Annotated in this window: 24 protein-coding genes; 9 read left to right on the plus strand and 15 right to left on the minus strand. The window is 70.0% G+C overall.

What is annotated here, in order from left to right:
• The 3 genes from METY_RS10590 to METY_RS10600 form a co-directional block, all read right to left on the minus strand.
• Nucleotides 1-941 (minus strand): hypothetical protein (locus METY_RS10590; protein WP_103121363.1); only part of this gene is annotated, 941 nt, incomplete at its 3' end.
• A gap of 73 nt (nucleotides 942-1,014) precedes the next feature.
• Complete coding sequence (gene argS, locus METY_RS10595) at nucleotides 1,015-2,751, minus strand: arginine--tRNA ligase (protein ID WP_103121364.1); 1,737 nt, start codon at nucleotides 2,749-2,751, stop codon at nucleotides 1,015-1,017.
• A 33-nt stretch (nucleotides 2,752-2,784) separates the two neighbouring features.
• Entirely contained in the window at nucleotides 2,785-4,014 is a 1,230-nt protein-coding gene (locus METY_RS10600) for a deoxyguanosinetriphosphate triphosphohydrolase (RefSeq protein ID WP_244593604.1), read from the minus strand.
• A 171-nt stretch (nucleotides 4,015-4,185) separates the two neighbouring features.
• Between METY_RS10600 and erpA the strand changes: the two genes are divergently transcribed.
• From erpA to METY_RS10620, 4 genes are all read left to right on the plus strand, one after another.
• Nucleotides 4,186-4,530 carry an iron-sulfur cluster insertion protein ErpA gene (erpA, locus tag METY_RS10605; protein WP_103121366.1) on the plus strand — a complete coding sequence of 115 codons (345 nt, stop codon included), beginning with the start codon at nucleotides 4,186-4,188 and terminating at the stop codon, nucleotides 4,528-4,530.
• 476 nt (nucleotides 4,531-5,006) lie between these two features.
• Nucleotides 5,007-5,792 (plus strand): exodeoxyribonuclease III, encoded by a 786-nt coding sequence (gene xth / locus METY_RS10610; RefSeq protein WP_103121367.1) that lies wholly within the window; start codon nucleotides 5,007-5,009, stop codon nucleotides 5,790-5,792.
• 107 nt (nucleotides 5,793-5,899) lie between these two features.
• Nucleotides 5,900-8,056, plus strand: a complete 2,157-nt coding sequence (locus METY_RS10615; protein ID WP_244593605.1) for a methyl-accepting chemotaxis protein — start codon at nucleotides 5,900-5,902, stop codon at nucleotides 8,054-8,056.
• Between the two features lie 240 nt (nucleotides 8,057-8,296).
• Nucleotides 8,297-8,998, plus strand: a complete 702-nt coding sequence (locus tag METY_RS10620) for an intradiol ring-cleavage dioxygenase (protein ID WP_244593606.1) — start codon at nucleotides 8,297-8,299, stop codon at nucleotides 8,996-8,998.
• A 30-nt stretch (nucleotides 8,999-9,028) separates the two neighbouring features.
• On the opposite strand, the gene METY_RS10625 is transcribed toward METY_RS10620, so the two are convergent.
• From METY_RS10625 to METY_RS10665, 9 genes are all read right to left on the minus strand, one after another.
• Complete coding sequence (locus METY_RS10625) at nucleotides 9,029-9,829, minus strand: tetratricopeptide repeat protein (RefSeq protein ID WP_103121370.1); 801 nt, start codon at nucleotides 9,827-9,829, stop codon at nucleotides 9,029-9,031.
• On the minus strand, nucleotides 9,816-11,540 hold the full coding sequence (gene ilvD / locus METY_RS10630; RefSeq protein ID WP_103121371.1) for a dihydroxy-acid dehydratase: 1,725 nt from the start codon (nucleotides 11,538-11,540) through the stop codon (nucleotides 9,816-9,818). The genes METY_RS10625 and ilvD overlap by 14 nt, the downstream gene beginning before the upstream one ends.
• Nucleotides 11,541-11,825: 285 nt before the next feature.
• Nucleotides 11,826-13,097, minus strand: coding sequence for a glycosyltransferase (locus tag METY_RS10635; protein WP_103121561.1), 1,272 nt, complete (start codon nucleotides 13,095-13,097; stop codon nucleotides 11,826-11,828).
• 59 nt (nucleotides 13,098-13,156) lie between these two features.
• On the minus strand, nucleotides 13,157-14,737 hold the full coding sequence (locus METY_RS10640) for a glucan biosynthesis protein (protein ID WP_200819654.1): 1,581 nt from the start codon (nucleotides 14,735-14,737) through the stop codon (nucleotides 13,157-13,159).
• Between the two features lie 199 nt (nucleotides 14,738-14,936).
• Entirely contained in the window at nucleotides 14,937-15,881 is a 945-nt protein-coding gene (locus METY_RS10645; protein WP_103121373.1) for a 2-hydroxyacid dehydrogenase, read from the minus strand.
• 83 nt (nucleotides 15,882-15,964) lie between these two features.
• Nucleotides 15,965-16,351, minus strand: coding sequence for a DUF2177 family protein (locus tag METY_RS10650; RefSeq protein WP_103121374.1), 387 nt, complete (start codon nucleotides 16,349-16,351; stop codon nucleotides 15,965-15,967).
• Between the two features lie 58 nt (nucleotides 16,352-16,409).
• Nucleotides 16,410-16,868 (minus strand): DUF192 domain-containing protein, encoded by a 459-nt coding sequence (locus METY_RS10655; protein WP_103121562.1) that lies wholly within the window; start codon nucleotides 16,866-16,868, stop codon nucleotides 16,410-16,412.
• A 100-nt stretch (nucleotides 16,869-16,968) separates the two neighbouring features.
• Nucleotides 16,969-17,568, minus strand: a complete 600-nt coding sequence (locus METY_RS10660) for a cold-shock protein (RefSeq protein ID WP_103121375.1) — start codon at nucleotides 17,566-17,568, stop codon at nucleotides 16,969-16,971.
• A gap of 109 nt (nucleotides 17,569-17,677) precedes the next feature.
• Nucleotides 17,678-18,478, minus strand: a complete 801-nt coding sequence (locus METY_RS10665) for an SIR2 family NAD-dependent protein deacylase (protein ID WP_103121376.1) — start codon at nucleotides 18,476-18,478, stop codon at nucleotides 17,678-17,680.
• A gap of 49 nt (nucleotides 18,479-18,527) precedes the next feature.
• Between METY_RS10665 and METY_RS10670 the strand changes: the two genes are divergently transcribed.
• Nucleotides 18,528-18,947, plus strand: coding sequence for a VOC family protein (locus METY_RS10670; protein WP_103121377.1), 420 nt, complete (start codon nucleotides 18,528-18,530; stop codon nucleotides 18,945-18,947).
• Nucleotides 18,948-18,992: 45 nt separating this feature from the next.
• Here METY_RS10670 and METY_RS10675 read toward each other — a convergent pair whose 3' ends face one another.
• Nucleotides 18,993-20,039, minus strand: coding sequence for a phytanoyl-CoA dioxygenase family protein (locus tag METY_RS10675; RefSeq protein WP_103121563.1), 1,047 nt, complete (start codon nucleotides 20,037-20,039; stop codon nucleotides 18,993-18,995).
• Nucleotides 20,040-20,558: 519 nt separating this feature from the next.
• On the opposite strand from METY_RS10675, the gene METY_RS10680 reads away from it, so the two are divergent.
• The 3 genes from METY_RS10680 (at nucleotide 20,559) to METY_RS10690 (ending at nucleotide 23,557) form a co-directional block, all read left to right on the plus strand.
• Entirely contained in the window at nucleotides 20,559-21,557 is a 999-nt protein-coding gene (locus METY_RS10680; RefSeq protein ID WP_103121378.1) for a crotonase/enoyl-CoA hydratase family protein, read from the plus strand.
• 93 nt (nucleotides 21,558-21,650) lie between these two features.
• Nucleotides 21,651-22,640: an N-acetyl-D-Glu racemase DgcA gene (gene dgcA / locus METY_RS10685; RefSeq protein WP_200819655.1), complete on the plus strand. Its 990-nt coding sequence runs from the start codon at nucleotides 21,651-21,653 to the stop codon at nucleotides 22,638-22,640.
• Between the two features lie 110 nt (nucleotides 22,641-22,750).
• The gene (locus METY_RS10690) at nucleotides 22,751-23,557 is read left to right on the plus strand and encodes a hypothetical protein (protein WP_103121380.1); all 807 of its coding nucleotides are present in this window, start codon (nucleotides 22,751-22,753) and stop codon (nucleotides 23,555-23,557) included.
• Between the two features lie 48 nt (nucleotides 23,558-23,605).
• Here the strand turns inward: METY_RS10690 and METY_RS21685 are convergent, their stop codons facing one another.
• Nucleotides 23,606-24,634, minus strand: coding sequence for a glycosyltransferase family 4 protein (locus METY_RS21685; RefSeq protein WP_103121381.1), 1,029 nt, complete (start codon nucleotides 24,632-24,634; stop codon nucleotides 23,606-23,608).
• Nucleotides 24,635-24,668: 34 nt separating this feature from the next.
• The gene (locus tag METY_RS10700; RefSeq protein ID WP_103121382.1) at nucleotides 24,669-25,481 is read right to left on the minus strand and encodes a UDP-2,3-diacylglucosamine diphosphatase; all 813 of its coding nucleotides are present in this window, start codon (nucleotides 25,479-25,481) and stop codon (nucleotides 24,669-24,671) included.
• Between the two features lie 256 nt (nucleotides 25,482-25,737).
• Between METY_RS10700 and METY_RS10705 the strand changes: the two genes are divergently transcribed.
• Complete coding sequence (locus tag METY_RS10705) at nucleotides 25,738-26,229, plus strand: DUF2852 domain-containing protein (protein ID WP_103121383.1); 492 nt, start codon at nucleotides 25,738-25,740, stop codon at nucleotides 26,227-26,229.
• Nucleotides 26,230-26,352: the final 123 nt, after the last annotated feature.

A 26,352-nucleotide genomic window follows, 5' to 3' on the forward strand; every position in this document is an offset into this window, starting at 1 on the left:
GCGGCGGGCCGCGCGGCGGCCGGTGCGGGCGCGGGGGGACGAGGGCGCGGCACCGGAACGGCGGCGGTCTGCTCGCGGGCGGGCGCCGGGGCGGACCCGTCGTTCATGATGCCGTTGTCGAACTCGCCCGCGGGCACCTGGCCGGTCGCAGCCGCTTGGCCGATCGGGTCGTTCGCAGGCGCCGGGGCCGGCGGCTGATCGAGCGCCGCCGTCGGCGCGCCGCCGAAGCCGCCGTCGGGACGGATCTCGACCGTCTTCACGCGGCGCGGCTCGTTGCCCATCGTGGAGGGCGGCGTCGGCTCGGCCGCGGCGGGCCCGCCGGGCAGGATCACCCGGGCGCCGTCGGCCCGCGGCGTCGAGGTCGGCGAAGCCGGCAGCTCGACCGGCTGCTCCTCGCGCGACACGACCTTCGACTTCGCCGGCGCGGTAGCCTCGACGCGGTCGTAGATCTGCTTGTTCTGATGGGCGTCCTGGGGGGCCGGCGCGTCGGGCACGGTCTTGACCGGATCAGTCTCGGCCTTGATCAGCGGGGGCTCGCCGCCGAGGCCGCCGTGGCTCATCATGCGGTAGGCGTAGACCCCGCCGCCGCTAAGCAGCGCGACGCCGAGCACGGCCGCGACGAGCACCATGCCGCTGCGCCCGGAGCGCACGCGGCGGTCGTCGTAGGATTCGTAATAGAGCGGGTTGCCGTCGGCGTCGTAGCCGTAGGGCTCGTCCGGGTTCGGCGCGTAGGCGCGCGGATCGTACTCCTGCGGCTCGGCGTCGGCGTAGAGATCGCGCTGATCGTCGGCTGCGGGGTAATGATCGCCCGGCCGGAGGCCGAGGTCGGAGGCGCCGCGGCGCTGGCCGTCGTACTCGTTCATGACGCCCGTCCGATCATCGACGTAAGCCTGGCCGCGGTCGTCACGATCGACGCCGCGCCGAACTGCCTGCTTCTGCATTTGTCGGTCTCCGCAAGCCGCAAGGAACGACGCCCCAGACGGCCCCTTCTCAGAGTCCCAAGCTTCGGACCCTTCACCTCATCTCGTCGGGGGCCGCCACGCCGAGAATACCAAGGCCCGACGCCAGCACCAAGGCCAGCGCGCGGACCAGCGCCAGACGAGCGCAGGTCAATAATGGATTGTTTTCCATAATGAACCGTAAATCAGGCGAGTCTTTGCCGCGGTTCCAATGGCCGTGCAGATCGCTCGCGAGATCGTGCAGGTAGAACGCGACCCGATGCGGCTGACGCGCCTGAGCCGCCTGCTCGACGACGCGCGGCCAGGCGGCGATCCGCTTCACGAGATCGAGTTCGCCGGGATCGGTCAGAAGCGCGAGGTCGGGCGCGCCGTCGTGGCCGACGACCTCGGCGCCCTTGCGCAGGATGGATTGCGCCCGGGCGTGAGCGTACTGCACGTAGAACACCGGGTTGTCGCGCGACTGCTCGGTGACCTTCGCGAAATCGAAGTCGAGCACCGCGTCATTCGAGCGGAACAGCATCATGAAGCGCACCGCGTCGCGGCCGACCTCGTCGACCACGTCGCGGAGGGTGACGAAATCGCCCGCCCGTTTCGACATGCGGACTGGCTCGCCGGCGCGGAACAGCCGCACGAGCTGGCAGAGCTCGACCGAGACCTTCGCCGTCCCGCCTGAGAGCGCGCGTCCCACCGCCTCGAGCCGCTTGACGTAGCCGCCGTGGTCGGCGCCCAGCACGAACACCATCTCGCGGAAACCGCGCTCGAACTTCGAGCGGAAGTAGGCGACGTCCGCCGCGAAGTAGGTGTAGGAGCGGTCCGACTTCATCAGCGGACGGTCGACGTCGTCGCCGAAGGCGGTCGCGCGGAACAGCGTCTGCTCGCGCTCCTCCCAGTCGTCCGGCAGCTCGCCCTTCGGCGGCGCCAGCACGCCCTCATAGACCAGCCCCTGCCCTTTCAGCTCCTCGACCGTGCGCACGATCGGGCCGTCCGGCCCGTGCAGCGTGCGCTCGGAGAAGAACACGTCGTGGCGGATGTTCAACGCCGCGAGGTCGTCGCGGATCATCGCCATCATGGCGTCGATCGTGACGTCCTTGACCGTCGGCAGCCACTCCGCCTCCGGCTTGTCGAGCAGCGACGGCCCGAACCGCTGCGCCAGCGTCTCGCCGACCGGCTTGAGGTAGTCGCCGGGGTAGAGCCCTTCGGGAACGGCGCCGATCTCTTCGCCCAACGCCTCGCGGTAGCGCAGGAAGGCGGAGCGGGCCAGCACGTCGACCTGCGCGCCGGCGTCGTTGATGTAGTACTCGCGGGTCACGTCCTCGCCGGCGAAGGCGAGTAGGCTCGCAAGGGAATCCCCGAACACCGCGCCCCGGCAGTGCCCGACGTGCATCGGCCCGGTGGGGTTCGCCGAGACGTACTCGACGTTGACCTTGGTCCCGCTCGCGGAGGACGGCTTGCCGTAGTCGAGGCCGGCGGCGAGCGCGGCGCCGAGGACGCCCTGGAGGTAGCCGGGCGTCAGCGTGAGATTGACGAAGCCCGGGCCCGCGACGCTGGTCGCGGCCACGTCCGGCTCCTCGGCCAGCTTCGCCGCGATCTTCTCCGCGAGATCGCGCGGCTTGACCCCGAGCTCCTTCGACAGCGCGAGCGCGGCGTTGGTGGCGAGATCGCCGTGGCTCGGGTCGCGCGGCGGCTCCACCACCACCTTGGCGAGGTCGGGCACGCGCCCGATCGCGCCTTCGGCGGCGAGCGCTTCGAGGATCGAGCGCAGGCGCGCGGCGAAGTCGGCGAAAACGTTCATGGGGATGCGGGGCCTCGTCGGAGAGGTCGGCGGCTAACGCAATTCCGGGGTCGCGTCAAACAGCCGGGCGTGTTCGGACAGGGCGTAACGGTCCGTCATGCCGGCGATGAAGTCCGCCACGAGCCGCGGGCGACGGCCGGGCGCGTCGGAGGCTTCGGCCCGCGCCCACTCCGGCGGCAGGGCCTTCGGGTCGGCGGCGTAGGCGCCGTAGAGATCGCTCACCACCTGCCGGGCGTCCGCCATCACGCGGTTCAGGTAGGGGTGGCGGTAGAGCTTGGCGAACATCAGCCGCTTCAGTTCGCGCTCGGCCTCCGCCATCGCGGGCGAGAACGCGATCAGCGGCCGACCTGCGGCGCGCACCGCATCGACGTCGCGGCCGACGAACGGCGCAAGCCGACGGGCGCCCTCCCCGATCGCGTCCTCCACCAGCCGGGTGATCACCCGGCGGACGATCTCGTGGACCATACGGGCGTGATCGAGGCCGGGATGGCGGTCGCGCACCTCCGCCATGATCCCGGCCAGCAGCCTCGAGCCGGACAGGTCGTCGAGGGTGATCAGGCCCGCCCGCAGGCCGTCGTCGATGTCGTGGGCGTCGTAGGCGATGTCGTCGGCGATGGCGGCGGCCTGCGCCTCCGCCGTCGCGTGCGTGTCAAGGCCGAGATCATGCACCGCCGCGTATTCGACGAGCGCCGCCGGCAGCGGACGACCGGCGTAGGCGCCCACCGTTCGCCCCTCCCCGTCCAGCAGCGGCCCGTTGTGCTTCACCACGCCTTCCAGCGACTCGAAGGTGAGATTGAGGCCGTCGTAATCGGCGTACCGCTTCTCGAGTTTGGTCAAGGCGCGCAGCGACTGGGCGTTGTGGTCGAAACCGCCATGCCCCGCCATGCAGGCGTCCAGCGCCTTTTCCCCGGCGTGGCCGAACGGGGGGTGGCCGATGTCGTGACTGAGCGCGATCGTCTCCGCGAGGTCCTCGTCGAGACCGAGCGCGCGGGCGATCGACCGCGCGATCTGCGCGACTTCGAGCGTGTGGGTGAGGCGCGTCCGGAAGTGGTCGCCCTCATGGTAGACGAAGACCTGCGTCTTGTGCTTCAGCCGCCGGAACGACGTCGAATGCAGCACCCGGTCGCGGTCGCGCTGGAAATCGGTGCGGGTCGGGCTCGCGGGCTCGTGGGTCAGCCGGCCGCGACCACGGGTGGGATCGGCGGCGTAGGACGCGCGCGGGCGCAGGATCCACGCCGTCACGTCGATCGCGGGGACATCCATGCCCTGCTCCTTCATGCGGCCTCCCACGCGGCGTTGCGCGTTGACCGTCCCGCCGCGCGTGCTTACCTCTTGCATGAAACCACGCGCAACACGTCGCGCGACGTTCGCCGCCCAGTCGGGCTTCCGCCTGATCCTGACGCGGCCCGCGCGACCAAGGCAGGCAGCCGGTCCATGACCACAGACACGCTCGTCGCCCCCGTCTCGCTGACGGAACGCGCCGCAGGGCGCATCAACGAGATCCTGGCCGACGAAGCGCCGGGCTCGAAGCTCCGCGTCAGCGTGCTCGGCGGCGGCTGCTCGGGCTTCAGCTACGACTTCGGCTTCGACGTCACGGCCCAGGCGGACGACCTCGTCATAAGCCGGGACGGAGCGACCGTGCTGATCGATCCCGTGTCTCTGCCCTATCTGGCGGGCTCCGAGATCGACTTCGTCGACGAACTCATCGGCGCCTCGTTCCAGATCCGCAACCCCAACGCCACCGCCTCCTGCGGTTGCGGAACCAGCTTCGCGATCTGAGCGCGTCCGGAACGATCGGCTCATTTTTGGGCAGCAGGGGTCAGGCCCCGGCGGTCCGGACGCCAAACCGCGCAACGGCGCCACAGGACGGTCGGCTCAAGTTCCGCGATGAGCCGTCGATGGCGGCTCGCTGCAGCGCCGCGCAAACGGGCGCGGCGGTCCGTCGCAGCGCTTGATGCGCAGCGCGTCGCGCCTCAGTTTCCAACGACCGGTCACCCGTTCATTTTCGCTGCGAAACAATAGCGCACCCAAAGCGCACCTTTTGGTCTTGGCAATTGGGCTGTGGCACGCCAATTAGGATCGGTACGACGGTGAGCGCTTTCGCAAGCCGTCATGCAGCCCTCCTTTGGGCGTTTCCTCCCTAGACTTGGGCCGCTCGCTTGTCGGGCGGCCTTTTTTTCTGCCTGCGCCCTCGCGGCCCGCGCTCAAGACCGTTAGGTCTGACGCACGCGCCGCCCGCTCCGGAGGACCGCCCCGTGCAGATCGCCACCTGGAACGTCAACTCGGTTAAGTCCCGGCTCGACCTGCTGCTGCGCTGGCTCGGCGAGGCGAAGCCCGACGTCGTGTGTCTGCAGGAGATCAAGTGCGTAGACGAGGCGTTCCCGCGGGCCGCGATCGAGGACGCCGGCTACCATGTCGCGGTGCACGGCCAGAAGACTTACAACGGCGTCGCCATCCTCTCCCGCTCCCCGCTTGAGGACGTCACGCCCCGGCTTCCCGGCGACGACGGCGACGACCACGCCCGCTTCATTGAGGCGGTGGTCTCGGCCCCCTCGGGCGCCGTGCGCGTCGCCGGCATCTATCTCCCGAACGGAAATCCGGCTCCGGGACCGAAATACGACTACAAGCTCGCCTGGATGGAGCGCCTGCGCGCCTACGCCGCAGATCGGCTCCTGTTGGAGGAGCCGCTGATCATAGCCGGCGACTACAACGTCATCCCCGCCCGCGCCGACGCCCGGCGTCCCGACGCCTGGGTGGAGGACGCGCTGTTCCGGCCGGACACCCGCGCCTCCTGGCGCAAACTGCTCTCGCTCGGCCTCACGGAGGCCTTCCGCGCCTGCGACGACGCCGAGGGGCTCTACAGTTTCTGGGACTATCAGGCCGGCGCCTGGCAGAAGAACGACGGCATCCGGATCGACCATCTGCTGCTTTCTCCGCAGGCCGCCGACCGGCTGGTCTCGACCCGGATCGACAAGCACGTGCGGGCTTGGGAACGTCCGTCGGATCATGTCCCGGTCGTTGCGGAATTTGCGTTCGTCTGATGGCGCGACGCGTGGCGGGACCCGCTTAGGTTTCAGAACATAAGCGTTGATTAAGCGCTGGCGGAGCACATTCGCCGCCTGCCCTCCAACGCTGTCCCGGTGGTCCCGTGTCTGTCCTCTCGACGCTGAAAGTGCGCCTGCCCGCCACCACCATCGGCCTCGCGCTGCTCAGCGCCGGCCTGATGGGCGCGCTCAGTTGGCACTCGGCGAAGCAGGGCCTGGTCGACGAGGCGAACCAGCGGCTGCGGTCTGCCGCCGTCGCCCGGAGCGAAAGCGTCGAGCTCCTGGCGGAGCGGGCCAAGGCGGATTTCATCGCCGTGGCCGCGCATCCGCTCGTGCAGCAGAACTTCGGCGACATCGCGGAAAATCTGGACCCGAGCCGGCCGGACTTCGAGCAGCTGAAGACCGCCTTCCAGAGCGCGCCGGACGTCGCCGGGCGGGTCGCCGTCGACGGCGCCGAAACCAACACGACCTACGGCCGCCGCCACGCCAAGGTGCAGGAGGTCGCCCGCAAGCTGATCGCCCAGCCCGGCTACGCCGACCTGGTCTTCCTCAGCCCCGAAGGCCGCGTCGTCTACACCACCACCAAGGGCGCCGACTTCGGCGCGGCCGTGACGGACGCCTCGCTCGCCGGCACCGGCCTGGCGCGGCTCTACGACACGCTGAAGGCCGGCGCCGACGACGCCGTCGTCTATCAGGACTTTGCGGCCTACCCCGCCGGCGACGGTCCCTCCGCCTTCATCGGCCGCCCAATGACCAAGCGCGCGAACGTCGCGATGGGCTCGGCCCAGGCCTCGGAGCGCACCGGCTACGTGCTGATGCGGCTGTCGCCGGCTCTGTTCGACCAGACGCTGTCGAAGCGCGCGGGGCTCGGCGAAACCGGCGAGGCGCTCGCGATCGGTCCCGACGGCGCGCTTCGCAGCAACCCGCCGCTCGCAGGGGAAGCGCACGCCGGCGACCCAGCCGCCCGGATCGGTCTCTCCGTCGAGGCCGCGAAGGACGCGGCGCCCTTCACCTTCGAGCGCGACGGCGTGGCCCGGATGGCGGTCGCCACCCCGATCGACGTGCTCGGCGCGCCCTGGACGATCGTCGCCGACCAGACGACCGACGAGGCCGTCGCGGCGGCGACCGCGCTGACCCGGACGCTGGCGATCACCGCCGTCGCCGTGCTGGCCCTCACCGCCCTGCTCGGCATGATCCTCGCCCGCTCGATCGTCGGCCCGCTCGGCGCGCTGACGAGCGCGCTGAAGGCGCTCGCCGCTCGCCAGGAGCTCGCCGAGGTGCCCGGCAGCCGCCGGTCCGACGAGATCGGCGACATCGCCCGCGCCGTCGTGACGATCCGCGACATGTCGCTCGAGGAGGCGGCCCAGCAGCTCAAGACCACCGAGGCCGCGCGCCTTCGCGAGGAGGAGGCCCGCCGGAAGATGCTGCGGGAGCTCGCCGACCGGTTCGAGCAGTCCGTCGGCGGCATCGTCTCGGACGTGACGCTGTCGATCGGCGGCCTGCAATCGGCGGCCCAGACCATGCGCGCGACCGTGGACGGAACCTCGCAGCGCTCCGCCTCGGTCGCCTCCACCGCGGAGCAGACGGCGGGCAACGTCAACGCGGTCGCCGCGGCGGCCGAAGAGCTCGCCAAGACCATCCATGAGATCGCGGGCCGCGTGGAGCAGGCCGCGGCGATGTCCTCGCACGCCGTGGACGGGGCCTCGATGGCCGAGCGCACGATCTCCGAGCTCTCGAGCGCGGCGATGCGGATCGGCGACGTCGTCGACCTCGTGTCGCAGATCGCGAGCCAGACCAACCTGCTGGCGCTGAACGCCACCATCGAGGCGGCGCGCGCGGGCGAAGCGGGCCGCGGCTTCGCGGTCGTGGCCTCCGAGGTCAAGGAGCTCGCCAGTCAGACCACGCGCGCCACCGCCGAGATCGGCCAGCACGTCGCCCTCATCCGCCAGACGACCGGCGACGCGTCGCGCGCGATCCAGGAGATCGCCCGCCAGATCCAGGCGATGAACGAGGTGTCGACCACGATCGCCTCGGCGGTCGAGGAGCAGAACGTCACGACGCAGGAGATCGTCCGCAGCATGGACCAGGCCTCGGCCGGGTCGCAGGCGATGACCTCCGACATCGCCCAGGTCGCGCGAACGGCGGGCGAGGCCGGGGCGGCGGCCGGCGACGTGGCGCAGGCCGCCGACGACCTGTCGCGTCAGTCGGACAGCCTCAGCCGCGAGGTGCGGCAGTTCCTCAGCAACGTGCGGGCCGCGTAGAGACACAAAACGACGCGCCGGCGCCTCCGCACCGCCGCGGCGGCGCGTCATATCCGAAGGCCGCGGTCCGCCGACCCACGCGCCCTTCGGAGCTTTCTCGCAGTGACACAGACCGACCGCCCGGCCTCTCGCCTGACGCGACGCGCGACCCTTGGCGCGTTTGCCGGCGCCCCCGCAGCCCTCGCCGCACGACCCGTCCGCGCGCAAGGCGCCGCGGCGCCGGTCGCGCCGGCGGGCGGCATGTGCGTCCTGCCCGTAGAGGCGGTCGAGGGGCCGTTCTACTTCGACCCCCAGCTCGACCGGAGCGACATCACCGAGGGGCGCCCCGGCGTGCCGCTCGAACTCACGTTGACGGTGATCGACGCCGCGACCTGCACGCCGCTTCCCGGCGCGCGCGTGGATATCTGGCACGCCGACGCCGCCGGCCTGTACTCGGGATATCCGAGCCAGGGGGGCGCCGTCGGGGTCTCTACGGAAGGCCAGACCTTCATGCGCGGCTCGCAGGTCACCGGCGCCGGCGGCCTCGCGAGCTTCCGCACGGTCTATCCCGGCTGGTACCGCGGTCGGACGCCCCACATCCATGTGAAGCTGTTGCTGAGCGCCCGCGAGGTGCTGACCACGCAGCTCTACTTCCCGGACGCGCTCAGCGAGTACGTGTTCGAGCACGTCCCCGCCTACCGCGGTCGCGGCGCCGAGCGCGACACCGTCAACGCCACGGACGGCGTACTGAACTCGACCGAAAACGGCCGCAAGACGTTTCTGAACCTGAGGGAGGAGATCGATCGGTACGTTGGCACGCTGACGATCGCCGCAGACCGCGCCGCGGTCGCCGCCCCCCGGCGTCGGGGACCGCCGCCGCCCCCATCCGGCGGCGCTCCCGGATCAGGCCAACGGCCGGAGGGACCGCTCGTGCCCGGACCAGTGGTCCGCGGCGGCGAATGACGCGAGAGCGATCCGCCGCGGGGCTGACCGTCAGCCGCGGTCTTTCAGCCAGGCGTTGACGTAGCTGGCGGAGGAGGCGCGCTCGTCCTCGCTCGCGGCGCTCATCGCCTTGTCGTAGAGCTCGACGATCCACTGGTCCTGATCGCCCGCCGCCTCCTTGGCGAGCGTCAGCCACATCAGCCCGCGCGCCGCCTGGCGGGGCACCTCCCCGCCGTTGAACAGCAGGTGGCCGAGCACGGCCTGCGCGTCGCGTTGGCCCTTGTTCGCGGCGAGGCCGAGCCAGCGGGCCGCCTGGCGCACGTCCTTCTTCACGCTCTGCCCGTCAAGGTACATGCGCGCCAGATTGTACTGCGCGTCGGGGTCGCCGAAGTACGAGGCGGCGTAGGAGAACATCTCCCGAGCCCGCTCCGGGTCCGCCGTGATCGGGCTGTTCGCGATGCCGTCGAGATAGTAGTTCCCAAGCGCCACGAAGGAGTTCGCCACGAACCGGGCTTGCACCGTGTCCGGCGCGTCGTCGGCGTGGGCGTTCGCGATCTGGCTGAAGTAGTCGAACGCCTTGACGTCGTCCCGCTCGACGCCGTCGCCCTCGGCGTACATGCGGCCGAGCTTCCACTGCGCCATGGCGTGGCCGCGGTTCGCCGCGTCGATCAGCGACGCGACGGCGCCGGCCTTGTCGCCGGCGATGTAGGCGCGCGCGCCGGTCTGGAACTGCTCGAACGGCGACGGCTGCTTCTTGGAGCTCGTGCCTTCGAAGGCGCGCGCGGCGGTCGAGCCGCCGAACAGCGCCAGCGCCGCGAAGGCCAGGCAGGGAAGGCGCTTACACGTCCGCATAGGCGCGCCGCTCGAACTTGGCGCCCGGATGGGTCACCGCTCCCTCGCGCGCGGGGCCGACGCCCTGCGCGTACTTCCAAAGCGCGCCTGACCCAAAGCCGTGGTCGCGCGGCGTCCACGCCTGGCGACGCGCGTCCAGCTCCTCGTCGGTCAGCGCCACGTCGAGCGTGCCCGCGACGGCGTCGATCGTAATGACGTCGCCGTCTCGCAGCAGGCCGATCGGCCCGCCCACGGCGGCTTCTGGGCCGACATGGCCGATGCAGAAGCCGCGGGTGGCGCCGGAGAAGCGGCCGTCGGTGATCAGCGCGACCTTGTCGCCCATGCCCTGGCCATAGAGGGCCGCGGTGGTCGACAGCATTTCGCGCATGCCCGGGCCGCCGCGCGGACCCTCATAGCGGATGACGAGGACCTCGCCTTCGCGGTAGCTCCTCTTCGTGACCGCCTCGTAGCACTCCTCCTCGCTGTCGAAGCAGCGCGCGGGTCCAGAGAAGGTCTGGTTGGCCATGCCCGCGACCTTCACGATCGCGCCGTCCGGAGCGAGGTTGCCCTTGAGGCCCACCACGCCGCCGGTCTTCGTCAGCGGCTTGTCGGCCGGCAGGATCACGTCCTGATCCGGGTTCCAGCGCACGGACGCCATGTTCTCGGCGATCGTGCGGCCGGTGACGGTGAGGCAGTCGCCATGCAGGAAGCCGTGGTCGAGCAGCGTCTTCATCAGCAGCGGCACGCCGCCGACCTCGAACAGGTCCTTGGCGACGTAGCGGCCGCCGGGCTTGAGGTCCGCGACGTAAGGCGTGCGCTTGAAGATCTCCGCGACGTCGAACAGATCGAATTCGATCCCCGCCTCGTGGGCGATCGCCGGAAGGTGCAGGGCCGCGTTGGTGGAGCCGCCCGAGGCTGCGACCACGGTCGCGGCGTTCTCAAGCGCCTTGCGGGTGACGATGTCGCGCGGGCGGATGTTACGGGCGATGAGCTCCATGACCATCTCGCCGGCCGTCATGCAGAACCGGTCGCGGATCTCGTAAGGAGCGGGTGCGCCGGCCGAGTAGGGCAGCGCGAGGCCGATGGCCTCGGACACCGTCGCCATGGTGTTGGCGGTGAACTGCGCGCCGCAGGCGCCGGCGGAGGGACACGCGGCCTGCTCGATCTCGTCGAGGTCCTCGTCGGACATCGCGTTGACCGAGTGCTTGCCGACCGCCTCGAACACGTCCTGGATGGTGATCGGCTGGCCGCGGAAAGAGCCCGGAAGGATCGAGCCGCCGTAGATGAAGATGGACGGCACGTTGAGGCGGACCATCGCCATCATCATGCCGGGCAGAGACTTGTCGCAGCCGGCGAGGCCTACGAGGGCGTCGTAGCAGTGGCCGCGCATGGTGAGCTCGACGGAGTCCGCGATGACCTCTCGCGAGGCGAGCGAGGACTTCATGCCCTCGTGGCCCATGGCGATGCCGTCAGTGACGGTGATCGTGCAGAACTCGCGCGGGGTGCCGTTGGCGGCGGCCACGCCCTTCTTCACCGCCTGCGCCTGCCGCATCAGCGAAATGTTGCAGGGCGCCGCCTCGTTCCAGCACGAGGCCACGCCGACCAGCGGCTGGTGGATCTGCCCCTTGGTCAGTCCCATCGCATAGAGATACGAGCGGTGTGGGGCCCGCGACGGACCTTCCGTGACATGCCGGCTCGGCAATCTCGACTTGTCGAAGACTTTGGCGTCCATAGGTCCCGCTTATGCCCCGGCCGCGCGTCCTGAATATGGCGCGCGCATCGACGTTCCGAGGAAAGCGGATCCGACCATGCCGCATCGGGAAACAACCGATGCTAAACGACACCCGAACACACGCGGCCCGCTGACGGAACGTCCCGATCCCCCGATCGGCTCTACTCTAAAGACTGCAATCTGATCAGCAGGTTAAGCCAATGGGTGGCGGCGATTTGCGGCTAAATGGCGGCGAAGAAGGCGCCACGCCGCCCGGTTCGAGCGTCCGGACGGCCGGCGTGTCTTTCAGGAGACAGGGGCGAGCGTCGACCCCGCCGCGGCGAGCGTGGGCTCCACGCCCAGCACGCCGTCGAGCAGAGCCATCTGGCGCGTCAGGCAGACGCGAAGATCGTAGGTCGCAAGCGCCGTCTGGCGCGCGGCCCGGCGCATGGCGCCGAGGGTGTCTCGTTCGGCCAGCGTCCGCGCCACCGTTTCGGCCAGGCCGACGACGTCGAAGAAGTCGACGAGGCGGCCGTTCACGCCGTCGGTGATGGCCTCGCGCACCGGCGCGGTGTCGGAGCCGACGATAAGGCATCCCGCGGCCATCGCCTCGAGAAGCGACCACGAGAGCACGAAGGGATAGGTCAGGTAGACGTGGCAGGACGAGATCTGCAACAGCGCGAGGAAGTCCGGCTTCGGGATCTGCCCGAGGAAATGCACCCGGCTCATGTCGATCCGGCCGCGCACCTCCTCAAGATAGGTCTCCTTCCACGTCGTCCCTGCCGGCGCGGGGCGGCCGTAGGCGACGCCGTCGCCGCCCACGATCAGCACCTGGGCGTTCGGACGCCTCGCCATGATCTCGGGAAGCGCCCGCATGAAGACGTGATAGCCGCGGTAGGGCTCGAGCTGCCGGTTGACGAAGGTGATCACCTCGTCCTTCGCGGTGAACGTCCGGTCGAGGCCGGCCGGACGAAGATGCGCCTCTGAATTCGGCGCAGCGGCGTCGACATCCACTCCATCGTGGGCGACCTGGATGCGATCCCACAAGAAGTCGGGATGCTGCCGCTTCTGCCACTCGGTCGGCGACAGGCCCATATCGGCGGCGGCGAGCGCCGTCAGCATGCCAGCGTTCTTGGTGCGGATGCGAGCCGCGGTCCGCAGCCCGCCGTCTGGAAACTCCGGATCGAACCCCACGTCGGCGTTGCGGTAGTTGTAGAAGAACTCGCTGTAAACGACCTGTTTGGCCGCCGGAAAGATGTCGCGGGCGAACAGCGTTTCGCCCCAGCCGGAGTGGCCCACGATCAGCGCGGGATCGCAGCCCGCCTCCTGGCGGAGCCGCTGCATCGCGGCCCCCGCGAGTTCGCCCCGCACCACGTCGGAGGTGAAGCGCTCGACCAGCGGGTGGCCGGGCTTCGGCGGGTCCTTAGGCAGGGCGTAGCGCGCGAGCGTCACGCCCGGGCGCGGACGCGCCGTGGGGCTGCCGACCGCGAAGACGCGAACGCCCGGCCGCTGCGCGAAGGCTTGCGCCATATGCACGAACTGGCCGGGGAAGTTGTTGTGAATGAACAGGACGTCCAACGCCCCTCCCCGCATGCTCGATCGCGATCGGGCGACCGCGGTCTTCGGACTAGAACCGCTCAGGCCGGCCGGGTCCACTGGAACACCCAGGTCTCGGTCAGCGTCTTGCCGCCGGCCTTGAGCACGCCGCGGATTTCGGCGCTCGCGCCCGGCTCCGGTATCTCATGGTCGAGGAACAGCCGGAAACCGCCGATCTCTCGGTTCGGCATCACGAAGGCGGCGTTGATCTTGCCGAGGCTTGCGCCGGTCTCGGTGACGACCTTGGTCGGATCGTCCAGCCAATAATCGAGGTCGCCCCCCGAGAAATCGACGATGAAGCGGCGGACGTGGTCGGGCCCCGGAGAGGGATCGCCCGAGGCCCGCGCCTCGGCGACGAAGGTGTGGATCGCGCGCGCCTGGGGCGACACGCGCTCGGCGAGCTTCAGCGCGCGGATGCGGTAGGAGTAGCGCAGCGTCGAGCCCGCCGTCGCCGGCGCGTCCGGGACCCAATAGGCGACGATGTTGTCGGCGGTCTCGTTGTCGGTCGGCAGCTCCAACAGCTCCGCCCGCCCGGGCCCCCAGTCCCCGTTCGGCTCGATCATGTAGCTCGGGCGCAGGTCGTAGCGCACCTCGAGGTCCTGGTAGTGCTCGAACAGCCGGTCGCGCTGGAGCAAGCCGAATCCGCGCAGGTTGCCATCGCCGAAGCCCGTCTTCTGCAGCCGCTCGGGGTTCATCAGCGGCCGCCAGATCGCCTGCCCCGACCCGGTCTTCACCAGCAGGCCGTCGGAATCGTGCACCTCCGGGCGGTAGCCGCGGTAGTGCCGCCGATCGTTCTCGCCGTAGAAGTACATTGAGGTCAGCGGCGCGACGCCGAGCTTCTTGACGTCCGTCCGTGGAAACAGCGTAGAGCCGACGTCGACGGTGGTTTCGTCGCCCGGCGTCAGCACCATGCGGTAGGCCCCGGTGATCGAGGGGCTGTCGAGCAGCGCGTGCACGACGAGCGCGGTCGCGTCCGGCCTCGGCTCTTCGACCCAGAACTCGCGGAACGTCGGGAACTCCTCCGGCTCGGGCTCGCCGGTGGAAAGCGCGAGTCCCCGGGCCGAGATGCCGTAATGCTGGCCGGCGCCCAGCACGCGGAAGTAGCTCGCGCCCAGGAACACGCCGAGCTCGTCCATCACGGTCGGGCGGTTCAGCGGATAGAGCAGCCGGAGCCCGGCAAAGCCTGTGTCGATCGACAGCCTCTGGGACAGCTTGGTCTGGCCGAAATCGAACAGCGAGGCGTCGTAGGGAATCGGCGCCGGCACGCCTTCGCGCACCAGGTTCACGGTCACGGGGTCTTTGTAGAGGAACCCGAGGTGGAACAGCTCCATCCGGAAGCCGCTCGGCGACTTGCCGAAGAACGCCTTCTCCCGCCGGAACCGGATGTCGCGATAAGCGTCGAAGCTCATTTCGGCGAGGGCCTTCGGCAGCTCCGCCGTGCGCGCCTCGAACGGCGCGGACGCGAGCTTGCGCGCCCGATCGATGACGACGCCGTGGTCGAAGGCGACGGGGCCGGGCGCCGGCGGGGGCGGCGCGTCAGCCGGTTGCGCGGCGAGCCCGGCCGGCACGAGTGCGGCCCCCGCGCCCAGCAGAACGACGGCGTCTCGGCGTGTCAGCGTCAATTGAATATGTCCCCATGAATCGCCCAGGGGGCTTACGTAGCGCATCCCCCGTTCAACGGAAGACACGCAACCGCGTGAACGCGCGGGCTCGGGCATGCGCATGACCGAGCAGCCGCGAGCGCCGGCCGAAGCCCCGGTCGGCTGGGGTTCCGCCGCCATCCAAGGCCGACGGCGGCATCATCTACGACACGGCCCGGCCTCAGTACCCCCGCCGCCGGTCGACCGCATTGAGCGGCGGTTGGCCGGAACGGACCCGTCGGATGTTCTCCGCGATCTGCGTCGCGGCCGAGGCCGGCAGCGCGATCGAGGCGAGGTGCGGGGTGATCAGCACGTTGTCGAGGCGCCAGAGCGGGCTCGCCTCGGGCAGCGGCTCGGTCGCGAACACGTCGAGCGTGGCGTCGGAGATGACGCGCCGCGTCAGCGCGTCGACCAGCGCCGCCTCGTCCACCACTGGACCGCGCGAGACGTTGACGAATTTTGCGCCCTCCGGCAGCAGCGCCAAGCCCTCCGCATTCAGCAAGCCGCGGGTCTCGGGGGTCAGCGGCAGCATCACGACGAGGATCTCGCAGCCGCCGAGAAACGCGGGAAGCGCCTCCATGCCGGCCGTGCAGGCGACGCCCTCGATGGTCTTCGGCGAGCGCGACCAACCGCGCACGTTGAAGCCCTGGCGGGCGATCTCCGTCGCCGCGGCGGCGCCCAGTTCTCCCAGCCCCATCACGCCGACCCGGATCTCCTCCGCAGGGCGCGGATGCACATAGACCCAGCGGCCCTGGCGTTGCGCGCGCTCGAACACCGGAATGTCGCGAGCGTGCCGCAGCACCGCGAACAGCACGTACCCCGCCATCATCCGGGCCATCAGCGGATCCGACAGACGGGTGATCGGCGCGTCCGGGAGGTCGTCGCGCGCCGTCAGCGCGTCGACGCCGGCGCCGAGGTTGATCACCAGCGCGAGATTGGGGAAGCGCGCGAAGAAGCCGCGCGGCGGGTTCCAGACCAGCGCATAGCGGACGCTCGCGAGATCCGAGACGTCGTCGGCGCGCCGCACGTCGAGGTCGGGCAGAACCGCCGCGAGAGCCTGCCGCCAGGGCTCAAAGCCGTCGACGGCGCTATGGAAGACGAGGGTGTCAGGTTCGGTTCGGGACATGGCGGCACCATGCCAAGGCGCGCCGAGTCGGCCAAACCGTTTAACGTGATCGGCGTCAACCGCTCAGCGGCCGACCGAGCCGCTCAGCCCTCGCCGCCGACCAGGCGGGCGGCGAAGAAGCCAGCCACCGAGGCCGCGGCCGTCAGCGCGGTGCCCCAGGACAGGTCCACGAACGTCACGGTCGCCGGCCAGTCCTTCAGCGTCGCGAGGTTGGTGAAGTCATAGGTCGCGTAGCAGAAGAAGCCGAACAGCGCGCCCCAGAGCAGCGCGGTGGTCCAGGACCCCGCGACCAAGCCCGGCGTCACCGCAAACAGCACGATACCGACGACATAGATCGCGTAGAAGCCGACGGCTGCGACCATGTTCGGCTCCGGCGCCAGCATCGCGCCGATCTGCGAGCGGTAGAACCCGCTCGCGACATAGCCGAGCCAGAGGAAGTCGGCGGCGAAGAACAGAAGAGCCGCGCCCACATAGGCGGCGGCATAGGTGGCGGCGGAAAAGGTCAGCGGTCCGCTCCCTGGCGCGGCGTCACCGCGCCATGGACGCGCTCGACACCTTGTCCCCGGGCTTGAGCCCGATCCGCGCCGCAGAGCCTGCGAGAAGCTCCACGACGTAGCGCACGTCGCCGCCCGACTCGATGATGCGGGTCGAAAGCGGCTCCGTGTCGGCTTCTACGCGCAGGACCGCGCCATCGGATCGCACGAACACCATGTCGAGCGACACGTAGGTGTTCTGCATCCACATGCTGACGCTTTGCGGGCGGCCGAAGTCGAAGATCATGCCGCGGTCGGGCGCGAGCGAGCGCCGGTACATCAGCCCGACCTCGCGCTCCTGCTCCGAGCGCGCGACCTCGACCTGGAAGCTGTGGACGCCGGTCGCCGTCTCGATCGTGAGCGGCTCGAGCTTCGCCGCCGCATGCACCGGCGGCGCGGCGACGAGCGCGACGAGAAGACCAAAGGCGGCGAGAAACGTGCGGGCGAGCGTCATGGCCCGGTTGTCGTGCCGCGCCCGTCCGCCGTCAATGGGACGCATTGGAGGCGCCGAGCGACGCCGGCGATGAAAGCGTAAAGGGATCGTCAGGCCGCGCTCAGTGCGAGGCGGGACCGCCGCCGGGCCCGTGCGGCCCTTCCGGACGAACTTCGGCGGCCATCATGCCCTTTGGGCCGGGGCCGAAGCGGACATAGACCTTTTGACCCGGACGAAGCTCCATCAGGCCGTAGCGGCGGAGCGTCTCCATGTGGACGAAGATGTCCGGGGAGCCGTCGTTGCGGGTGAGGAAGCCGAAACCCCGCAGGCGGTTGAACCACTTCACCTCGACCAGCTCGAGCCCGCTGGTCGGCGTCACGTTCACGTGCGTGCGGGCGGCCGGCAGTTCGCCGGGGTGGAGCGCGGTGCTGTCGTCGATCGACAGCACGCGGAACGCCTGGACGCCCTTGGCGCGGCGGTGCGCCTCGCACACCACGCGCGCGCCTTCGTTCGCGGTCTGGAACCCGTCGCGGCGCATGCAGGTGACGTGGAGCAAAACGTCTGGGCCGCCGTCGTCCGGCACGATGAAGCCGTAGCCCTTGCCGACGTCGAACCACTTGATGACGCCGGACACTTCGTACAGGTCGACCGGCGCCTGCTCGACAGCGCCCGAGACTTCCTGATCGTCCGGAGCTTCGCCCCGCGGCCTGTCAGCACTCATACGACCCGCCCGCTAGGAACCCAACGCGACACTCTGCGACCCGCTGCCGAGTCGTATCCCCTCGCACGATAGCACCGCGATCCGCGGGGCAAAGCGAAAAATGGCCCAATCAAGGCGCGGGTGTCGCCGGAGCGTGACCGTGCCTAACAGATTGCGCCTCCGCATAGGGCGCAAAGATCTCCACCAGGTCGTCCCTCAGCACGAGGTCGGCGAAGCCGTCGAGATCGGTCGGCTCTCGGTTGGCGATCACCAGCGGCGCTCCGGCGCGCTTGGCCATGCGGGGAAGCAGCGCGGCGGGATAGACCACCAGCGACGAGCCGAGCGCCAGAAACAGATCGCAGTCGGCAGTGGCGCGTTCGGCGGCGCGCATCGCCTCCTGCGGCATGGCTTGGCCGAAGGAGATCGTCGCCGATTTCACCAAGCCGTCGCAGGCCGGGCAGCGCGGCGCCCGGCCCGTGGCCTCAAAGGCCGGACGGATGTCGGCCAGCTCGCGTCGTAGTCCGCAGTCGAGGCACGTGGCGTAGGTTCCGTTGCCGTGCAGCTCGATCAGCTTGTCGTCGGGCACCCCGGATACGCGGTGAAGGTCGTCGATGTTCTGCGTCACCACGCAGGCGATCGTTCCCTGCGCCACGAGCCGGGCGATGGCATGGTGGACGGGGTTCGGAGCCGCGCCGCGGGTCGCGTCGTCCATCACGAACTTCCGCCGCCACGCCTCGCGCCGCATCTCGGGCGACGCCACGAAGGCGCCGAAGTCGATCGGCCGGTTCTGCGACCACAGCCCGCCGGGGCTGCGGAAATCAGGAATGCCGGAGGCGGTGGAGACGCCGGCGCCGGTGAAGGCGACCGCCGCCCGCGCGCCATCGATGAGCTCCCTCAGCCGATCGGCCTTGCGGACGTCGTCGCGCCCCATAGCTTACGCGCCGGCGCGGCCGCTCACGGCCGGATCGAGGAGACGCTGCATGAAATACCTGCACACCATGGTCCGCGTGACCGACATAGACGCTTCGCTGGACTTCTATTGCGCCAAGCTCGGACTGGAGGAAATCCGGCGCAAGGACGACGAAAAGGGCCGCTACACGCTGATCTTCCTCGCGCCTCCCGGCCAGCCGGAGGCCCAGGTCGAGCTCACCTACAACTGGGATCCGGAGGCCTATGGGGAAGGCCGCAACTTCGGCCACCTCGCCTACGAGGTCGACGACATCTACGCGCTCTGCGCCAAGCTGCAGGCGGCCGGCGTCACCATCAACCGCCCGCCCCGCGACGGCCGCATGGCCTTCGTCCGCTCGCCGGACAACATCTCGATCGAGCTTCTGCAGAAGGGCGGCGCGCTTGAGCCGGCCGAGCCGTGGGCCTCGATGCCGAACACCGGCAAGTGGTGAGCGATCGCGGTCCCGGCGCAAGCCGGGGCCGCGCGACCGGCCTCGTCAGCCCTCGCCCGTCGCGACCGGCGTCGCGGCGGTGATCCGGCCGGCTTTGCGCCAGGGACTGCGGCCGAGGCCGAAACGCTCGAGCACGTCGAGCGCCCCCCAGAACAGCGGCGCCTGGCGGTGCTTCAGCGGCGCGAGCGCCCAGGGGTCGACGCCGACGAACGGCAGGAACGGGTTGCGGCGGGCGTAGGCCCAGATCTCGATGCGAACGGAGGGACGCGCGCTCGCGCCGCGGGCGTGGAAACCGCTGGTGTCGGCCGCGACCAGCGTGTTGGCGGGGACCGCGAACTTCTGCGGCTCCGGCAGCCGCATGCGCTTGAGATCGCCGGCCTTGAGGCGGAACGAGCCGCGCGCCGAGAGACGGTCGAGCCGCGAGGCCTCCACGCTCATGCGCTTCTCCCAGGCGAGGCGTCGGGGGGTGTGGCGGTGCGAGCCTGGCACGTAGACGAAGGGCCCGGCGTCCTCCGCCACGTCCTGAAGGAACAGCCAGGCCTTGAGGCTCGGGTGGAAGCAGTCGGCGTGCAGCGCCGTCTGCGGATCGGTGGCGGCGTCGTCGACCTGGGCGAACACCGTCTGAACATAGACGATCGGCTCCACGTCGAAGCTGGCGACGTAGCGGATCAGGCCCTGAAACTCGGGCAGGCGGACCATCTCGGCGCAGGCGGGCATGGCGGCCAGAGCGTCCGGATCGAGCGCGATCCGGCGCGTGACGGCGTCGCCCTGCTTCATCTCTCGGGCCGGCGCGACATAGGCCTCCACCTCCGCGCGCACCCGTCGGAACAGCGACGGCGGCAGGAAATCCCGTTTCAGGACGAAGCCGTCGCGGGCGAAGGCGGCTCGGTCCTCCGGCGCGACGCGGTCCTGCAGGTGCAGCCGGCGGCGGTCCGCCATGCGCTGGGCGAGCGCGCAGCGCCAAGCGTGCAGACCCTTTCGGTTCAGCCGTTCGCTCCCCAGAATGCCGTTGTCGCAGAAAGACTTGGCGGACGTGAAAATCTGCGCCGCCCACATCGGCGCCAAAAGCCACCGAACGCCTGTCACAGCCATCGCCTTCACCTTCGTCGCGGATCTCGCGTGGACCAAAGCGTCATTCGCGGGGCGAGGCAATCTGCGAGCCCACAATTAGCGGTATGCGTCATTATGACGCACACCCAGGATCATCAATTGCGGAGCCGCAATCGTCCGGCGCCCTCGACGCCCAAAGTTCGCCGTATTTCATGGAGGCGCGCGAGCGCACCCAAGACTCGGCAAAGTCGAATCACTGCGGCCGAGCCTCTCAGTCCTTGATGATCGCCGGTCACACAACCTCTCAGCGAAGTGCGTCGCCGGTGGAACGGCGGCCTTTAGTGGATCCGCGCCGCGCTTCATTGTGAGACGACGCCGTCGTCCCGCAACGGCACACGTTATGGCCAAATAGCGCGCACAGTGGAGCCAAGACGTCGTGGTTAACGCGGAGGCTTGCGCAGGTCCTGCGGCAATCGCCCTCTTCAAATAGGTAAACAGACCGTTAATATCGGTAGCAGGCGCGGCAGTACATCTTTGGGTTGCGCAGCGTGGAGTTTGACGATGGCGACATCGATCGGCGTTCCCGGTTATCGGCCGTTCTTCGGCCTTGAGTTGGCGCGGGCTCGGCTTAACGCCATGACCTCCGCCGTGAAGGGCCCGCAGGCCGCTCCGACGAGCGCGGGGTTCGGCTCCGACAGCTACGACGAAATCGAGGTCGAGTACGACGCCTCCCTGTCGACCTGCTGGTGCTGGATGAATCCAGCCGAGGCGCCCAGCTTCACTCCCGGCCTGCTGCGAGACATTTCCGCCCACCAGCGCGCGATCCGCGAGGCCTTCACGACGCGTCGGCCGGACGCCCCGGCCCCGCTGAAGCAGTGGGTGCTCGCGTCCCGCCTGTCCGGCATCTTCAACCTCGGTGGCGATCTCGAACGCTTCGCCGGCTGGATCCGCGCCCGCGACCACGAGGCGCTGACCGCCTACGCCCACGCCTGCATCGACGTGCTGCACGAAAACGCCGTCGCCTTCGACAAGCCGGTCGTGACGGTCGCGCTGGTGCAGGGCGACGCGCTCGGCGGCGGCTTCGAGGCCGCGCTGTCCTGCGACGTGATCGTCGCCGAGCGCGGCGTGAAGTTCGGCCTGCCGGAAATCCTGTTCAACCTGTTTCCGGGCATGGGCGCCTACAGCCTGCTCGCGCGCCGCATCGGCGCGGCCCAGGCCGAGCGCATGATCATGAGCGGAAAGCTCTACACCGCCGAAGAGCTTCACGCGCTCGGCGTCGTTCAGGTCTTGGCGGAGCCGGGCGACGGCGTCGCGGAAACCCACAGGCTGCTCACGCGCAATCTGCGCCGCCACAACGGGCTCTCGGCGATCTACCGCGCCGGCCGCCGCGTGACCCCCGTGCCCTACGAGGAGCTGCGCGACGTGACGGAGCTCTGGGTCGAGACCGCGCTCAACCTGTCGGACTCCGACCTGCGCAAGATGGAGCGGCTGACGACCGCTCAGGACAAGCGCGTGCAGGCGTCGCTCGAAATCGAAGCGGCGCGCGCGGCGGCGGAGTGACGTCGGCGGTTCCTCCCCGGGCTTGAGCTCGGGCGGCGGCTGGGCCACGTTCGCCTCCCCCGCCCCGCCCCGCCCCGCCCAAAGGTTCGCCTGATGCCCGTGACGCTCGAGGCCCGCATCGAACGCTGGCCGATCGCCGGCTCCTTCGCGATCGCGCGCGGCGCCGTTACCGAGGTGGTCACCGTCGTCGTCGAGTTGACCGACGGCCGAAATCGCGGCCGCGGCGAGTGCCGCCCCTACTCCCGCTACGGGGAGACCGCCGACGGCGTGAAGATCGAGATCGAGGGCCTCGGCCCGGAGATTGCGGCGGGTCTCGACCGGGCCGCACTGCAGGCGCGGCTCCCCGCCGGCGCCGCGCGCAACGCGCTTGACTGCGCCTTTTGGGACCTCGAGGCGAAGCGCGCCGGCGCGACGGTGGCTGCGCTCGCGGGGCTGCCGGAGCCCGCGCCGCTGATCACCGCCTACACGCTGAGCCTTGGGACGCCCGAGAGCATGCGCGCCGCGGCCGAGACGGCGGCGGCCCGTCCGCTGCTGAAGGTGAAGCTCGGCGGCGCCGACGATCTTGATCCCGCCCGCATCGCCGCCGTGCGCGCTGGCGCGCCGAACGCTGAGCTGATCGTGGACGCCAACGAAGGTTGGACCGGCGCCGCGCTCTCCCGCAACCTCGCCGCCTGCGCAGAGGCCCGCGTGACGCTGGTGGAGCAGCCGCTTCCGGCGGCGGACGACGCCCTGCTGGCGAACATCGAGCGGCCCATCCCGGTCTGCGCCGACGAGAGCGCCCACGACCGCGCGAGCCTGGCGCATCTCATCGGCCGCTACGACGCGATCAACGTCAAGCTCGACAAGACCGGCGGCCTCACCGAGGCGCTGGCGCTGGCGTCGGACGCGCGGGACGCGGGGCTCACGCTCATGGTCGGCTGCATGCTGGCGTCCTCGCTCGCCATGGCGCCGGCGGTGCTGGTCGCGCAGGGCGCGGCGGTCGTCGATCTCGACGGTCCGCTGCTGCTCGCCCGCGACCGCGAGCACGGCCTGATCTACGAGGGCAGCCTGTTGCGGCCTCCCTCGCCCGCGCTCTGGGGATGACGCGCCCGGAACGATCGGAGGCGGCTCACAAATCGGGCGAATCCCTGTAAGGCTCAAACGTTGCGCGGCGTTCGGGACCCCTCCCGCCCGGCGCAGCGGAGCCCAGTGCGATGAACCCTCCCTCCCCGCTCACCCTCGACGACTACGAGTCGATCGAGCAGGCGGTCATGGAGACGGAGCGCGGCCGCTGGTTCCTGGCGGAGTTCGCCCGGCGCAACCGAGCCGCAGACACCGGAGTCATCCTCGAGGCGCTCGGCCGGCTCGAGGGTCGGCTCGCCGAGACGCGCGTCCTGCCCCCGCCGCCGCCGGAGCCTGAACCGCCGATCGAGCGCATCGCGCCGACCCTCGCGAAGCTCGCGGACGCGGCCTCGCGGCTGCGGTCGGCTCTCGATGCGCCGGCCGAGGCGGAGGAGCGCGTGGAGTTGGCGGTCAGCCGCATCGCGACGCTCGAGCGCGCCATCGCCGCCGTGCGAAATGTCGCGGCCGGCGTCGTCCAGGCGCCCGAGCCTTCGCCGGAGACGCCGGCCCTGGCCGCCCTGGAGGTCGCTCCCGAGCCTGTCCACACGCCGCTTCCGGGACCGACCTTCTCTCCGGCGCCGAAATCACTCGACGTCCCGAAGCCCGAGCCGGTTTCTTCTCCCGAGCCCGTCCGCACGACGCCCGCCGACGACGTCGCCGCAACGCGGGAGGCGAAGCGCGAGGCGCGCATCCGCGCCGCACAGGCCCGCATGCAGGCCCGGGCGCAGCGCGCCGCCCCCCTGCTCCCACCCCGCGCCCCTCAACCTGCGATTCCGCCGGCGTGGTCGCGCGCCGCCGAGGAGCGCGTAAGCCCGCCCCGCCCGCTCGCACCCGGCCCGCTGTCCCGCGCGCTGCTGGAAAGCCTGTCGGACGTCGAGAAGGCGCTGCTGTTCGCCTGAGGGCGTCAAGGGCGCCGGACCGCGGCAAGCGGGGGCGCTTCCCGTGGCCTAGGCCGCCCGATCCGGCGTCGTCCGCGCGATGACCTCGCGGACGTTGGCGACGAACAGCGCCGTCGCCTCCTTCCAGCCCTGCGTCAGCGCGAAGGCGCGGGCCCGCTCGGGCGGGATCTCGAGCGCCGCCAGCGCCGCGGCCCGCAGGTCTTCGTCCAGCGCCCCCGCGCCGGAGCCTTCGAGGATGTCGAGCGGGCCGGTGACGGGGAAGGCCGCGACCGGCACCCCGGAGGCGAGCGCTTCCAGCACTACGATGCCGAAGGTGTCGGTCAGGCTCGGGAACACGAACACGTCGGACGACGCGTAGGCCTCGGCGAGCGCGCCGCCCTCCAGCGTGCCGGTGAAATGCGCGTCCGGAAACTTTGCTTCGAGCTCGGCGCGGGACGGGCCGTCGCCGACCACCACCTTCGAGCCAGGCAGGTGGAGCGACAGAAAGCCCTCGATGTTCTTCTCCGTCGCGACGCGCCCGACATAGAGAAAGATCGGCCTGGGCAGGTCGAAGGCGCGGGCCTCGGGGTTCGGGCGGAAGCGGTCGGCGTCGACGCCGCGCGTCCAGTGCATCAGACGCTCGAACCCGCGGGCGGCGAGCTCCCTCCGGAGCGAGGCGGTGGCCACCATGACCCCCGCGCCGGCGTTGTGGAAGCGGCGGAGCCAGGCGTAGGTCCAGCGCTCCGGGATCGGCGCGCGGCTGCGGACGTACTCCGGGAAGCGGGTGTGATAGCTCGTGGTGAAGGGGCGGCCGACCTTGAGGCAGGCCCGCCGGGCGGCGATGCCAAGCGGCCCCTCGGTCGAAATGTGGACGTGATCGACGTTCGCCGCGGCGATCATCTTCGCGACGGCCCCTGCGCGGGCGAGCGCCAGCCGGATTTCCGGATAGGTCGGCATCGGCAGCGTGCGGAAGCGCTCAGGCGTCAACAACTCGATCTCGACGCCAAAGGCCGGCGCCTGCTCGATCAGGTGCTCAATGGTCCGCACGACCCCGTTGACCTGGGGCCGCCATGCGTCGGTGACGACAAGAACGCGCATGAACGAAGCAGCGCTCCTACGCGCGGACCGAGTGCTAAGCGGCGGCGCGGATGCCGCGCGCGGCGGTTTCGACGACCGGAGCCTGAACCGCGGGGCGGTTCTCGGTCCACCGGATCAGCTCGAAGCTGCCATCGTAATTCTCAGCCACAGCGGTGCAGCTTTCAACCCAATCGCCGGTGTTGACGTAGGCGACGCCGTTGATGTCGCGCATGGCGGCGTGGTGGATGTGCCCGCAGATGACGCCGTCCACCTCCTGCTTGTGCGCCTCGGCCGACAAGGTCTCCTCGAACTGGCCGATGAAGTTGACCGCGTTCTTCACCTTCAGCTTCGCCCAGGCCGACAGCGACCAGTAGGGGAAGCCGAGCTTGCGCCGGACCATGTTGAGGTAGGTGTTGACGGTCAGGGCGGTCTCGTAGGCCCAGTCGCCGAGGAAGGCGAGCCACTTCGCGTGCCGCACCACCACGTCGAAGAAATCGCCGTGGATGACGAGGTAGCGCTTGCCCGTGGCGGTCTCGTGGATCGCGGTCTCCATCACCTCGATGCCGCCGAAATGCGAGCCGTAGTAGGTCCGTAGGAATTCGTCGTGGTTGCCGGGCAGGTAGATGATGCGCGCGCCCTTGCGGCCCTTGCGCAGCAGCTTCTGTACGACGTCGTTGTGGGACTGCGGCCAGTACCAGCTCTGTTTGAGACGCCAGCCGTCGACGATGTCGCCGACAAGGTAGATCACGTCGGCGTCGTGGTCCCGCAGGAAGTCGAGCAAAAGCTCCGCCTGGCATCCTTTGGTCCCGAGGTGGACGTCGGAGATAAACAACGCCCTGAAGCGCCGACCTTCTTCCGATTCCGACACTGAGCGGCCCTCCGAGCCGTTGCCTAATCCTCGTTCTAGTCACGATTCGTCTCACGCATATGACGCGATCACGCGCGCGTGGGCGTTACAACGACGTCGATCCGCCTCCGTAGATGGGGCGCTCCCGCAGGCCGGCCAGAATGGCGGGGTCGGTCGCCCCATGATCTTGAAGCGGGCCGCGCCCGTCGCCACGTAGATCCTCAGCCTGATACCGCCGCGACACTCGTTCCACGTGCGGCCTGCCGGAGACCGAAGCATGACCTCGAACCCCTATGCGGACGACGCCAGCGCCGCCGCCATTCCCGGCGTGCCGCACCGCTGGAACGCCCTGACGATCGCGCTTACCGCGATCGGCTTCATCGTGTTCTGGCCGCTCGGCCTCGCCATGGTGGTCTACGTGATCTGGGGCGAGAAGATCGCGGCCTTCGCGCGGGGGCCGAAGAACCCGTTCCGCTCCAACAACGGCTTCTCCGGCGCGAACGACACGTTTTCGCGCGCGGCGGAGGACTTCACCCGCAACATGCGCAGCGAATTCGGCTTCGGCCGGAAATCGCGGGAGACCGGCAACGCCGCCTTCGACGCCTGGCGCGCCGCCGAGCTGAAGCGCATCGAGGACGAGCGTCGCAAGCTTGACGAGACCACTGCGGCCTTCGAGGCGCATCTGCGGGCTGAGCGCGGCGGCGTCGACGACGTGCGCCAGCGTGAGGAGTTCGACCGCTTCATGCGTGGCCGCGGCGCAGGCTTCTGAGCGCTTAGGCCGAGACAGTGAAAAGGGCGGCTTCGGCCGCCCTTTTTATTTGGCTGGGGACCTACGCGACCTGATCTCCCTCCCCCTTTCAGGAGAACAACCCGCGTCGGGTCATGAGCGCAA

Source organism: Methylopila sp. Yamaguchi (assembly GCF_002897035.1).
In the GTDB taxonomy this organism is placed as follows: Bacteria; Pseudomonadota; Alphaproteobacteria; order Rhizobiales; family Methylopilaceae; genus Methylopila.

Coding starts and splice junctions, on each gene's coding strand:
- dgcA (WP_200819655.1), top strand. CDS start 21,651: ATGCCCGTGACGCTCGAGGCCCGCATCGAACGCTGGCCGATCGCCGGC.
- ilvD (WP_103121371.1), bottom strand. CDS start 11,540: ATGGACGCCAAAGTCTTCGACAAGTCGAGATTGCCGAGCCGGCATGTC.
- METY_RS10675 (WP_103121563.1), bottom strand. CDS start 20,039: ATGGCTGTGACAGGCGTTCGGTGGCTTTTGGCGCCGATGTGGGCGGCG.
- METY_RS10665 (WP_103121376.1), bottom strand. CDS start 18,478: ATGGGGCGCGACGACGTCCGCAAGGCCGATCGGCTGAGGGAGCTCATC.
- METY_RS10645 (WP_103121373.1), bottom strand. CDS start 15,881: ATGTCCCGAACCGAACCTGACACCCTCGTCTTCCATAGCGCCGTCGAC.
- METY_RS10680 (WP_103121378.1), top strand. CDS start 20,559: ATGGCGACATCGATCGGCGTTCCCGGTTATCGGCCGTTCTTCGGCCTT.
- METY_RS10600 (WP_244593604.1), bottom strand. CDS start 4,014: ATGGATGTCCCCGCGATCGACGTGACGGCGTGGATCCTGCGCCCGCGC.
- METY_RS21685 (WP_103121381.1), bottom strand. CDS start 24,634: ATGCGCGTTCTTGTCGTCACCGACGCATGGCGGCCCCAGGTCAACGGG.
- METY_RS10690 (WP_103121380.1), top strand. CDS start 22,751: ATGAACCCTCCCTCCCCGCTCACCCTCGACGACTACGAGTCGATCGAG.
- METY_RS10670 (WP_103121377.1), top strand. CDS start 18,528: ATGAAATACCTGCACACCATGGTCCGCGTGACCGACATAGACGCTTCG.
- argS (WP_103121364.1), bottom strand. CDS start 2,751: ATGAACGTTTTCGCCGACTTCGCCGCGCGCCTGCGCTCGATCCTCGAA.
- erpA (WP_103121366.1), top strand. CDS start 4,186: ATGACCACAGACACGCTCGTCGCCCCCGTCTCGCTGACGGAACGCGCC.
- METY_RS10660 (WP_103121375.1), bottom strand. CDS start 17,568: ATGAGTGCTGACAGGCCGCGGGGCGAAGCTCCGGACGATCAGGAAGTC.
- METY_RS10625 (WP_103121370.1), bottom strand. CDS start 9,829: ATGCGGACGTGTAAGCGCCTTCCCTGCCTGGCCTTCGCGGCGCTGGCG.
- METY_RS10620 (WP_244593606.1), top strand. CDS start 8,297: ATGTGCGTCCTGCCCGTAGAGGCGGTCGAGGGGCCGTTCTACTTCGAC.
- METY_RS10705 (WP_103121383.1), top strand. CDS start 25,738: ATGACCTCGAACCCCTATGCGGACGACGCCAGCGCCGCCGCCATTCCC.
- METY_RS10655 (WP_103121562.1), bottom strand. CDS start 16,868: ATGACGCTCGCCCGCACGTTTCTCGCCGCCTTTGGTCTTCTCGTCGCG.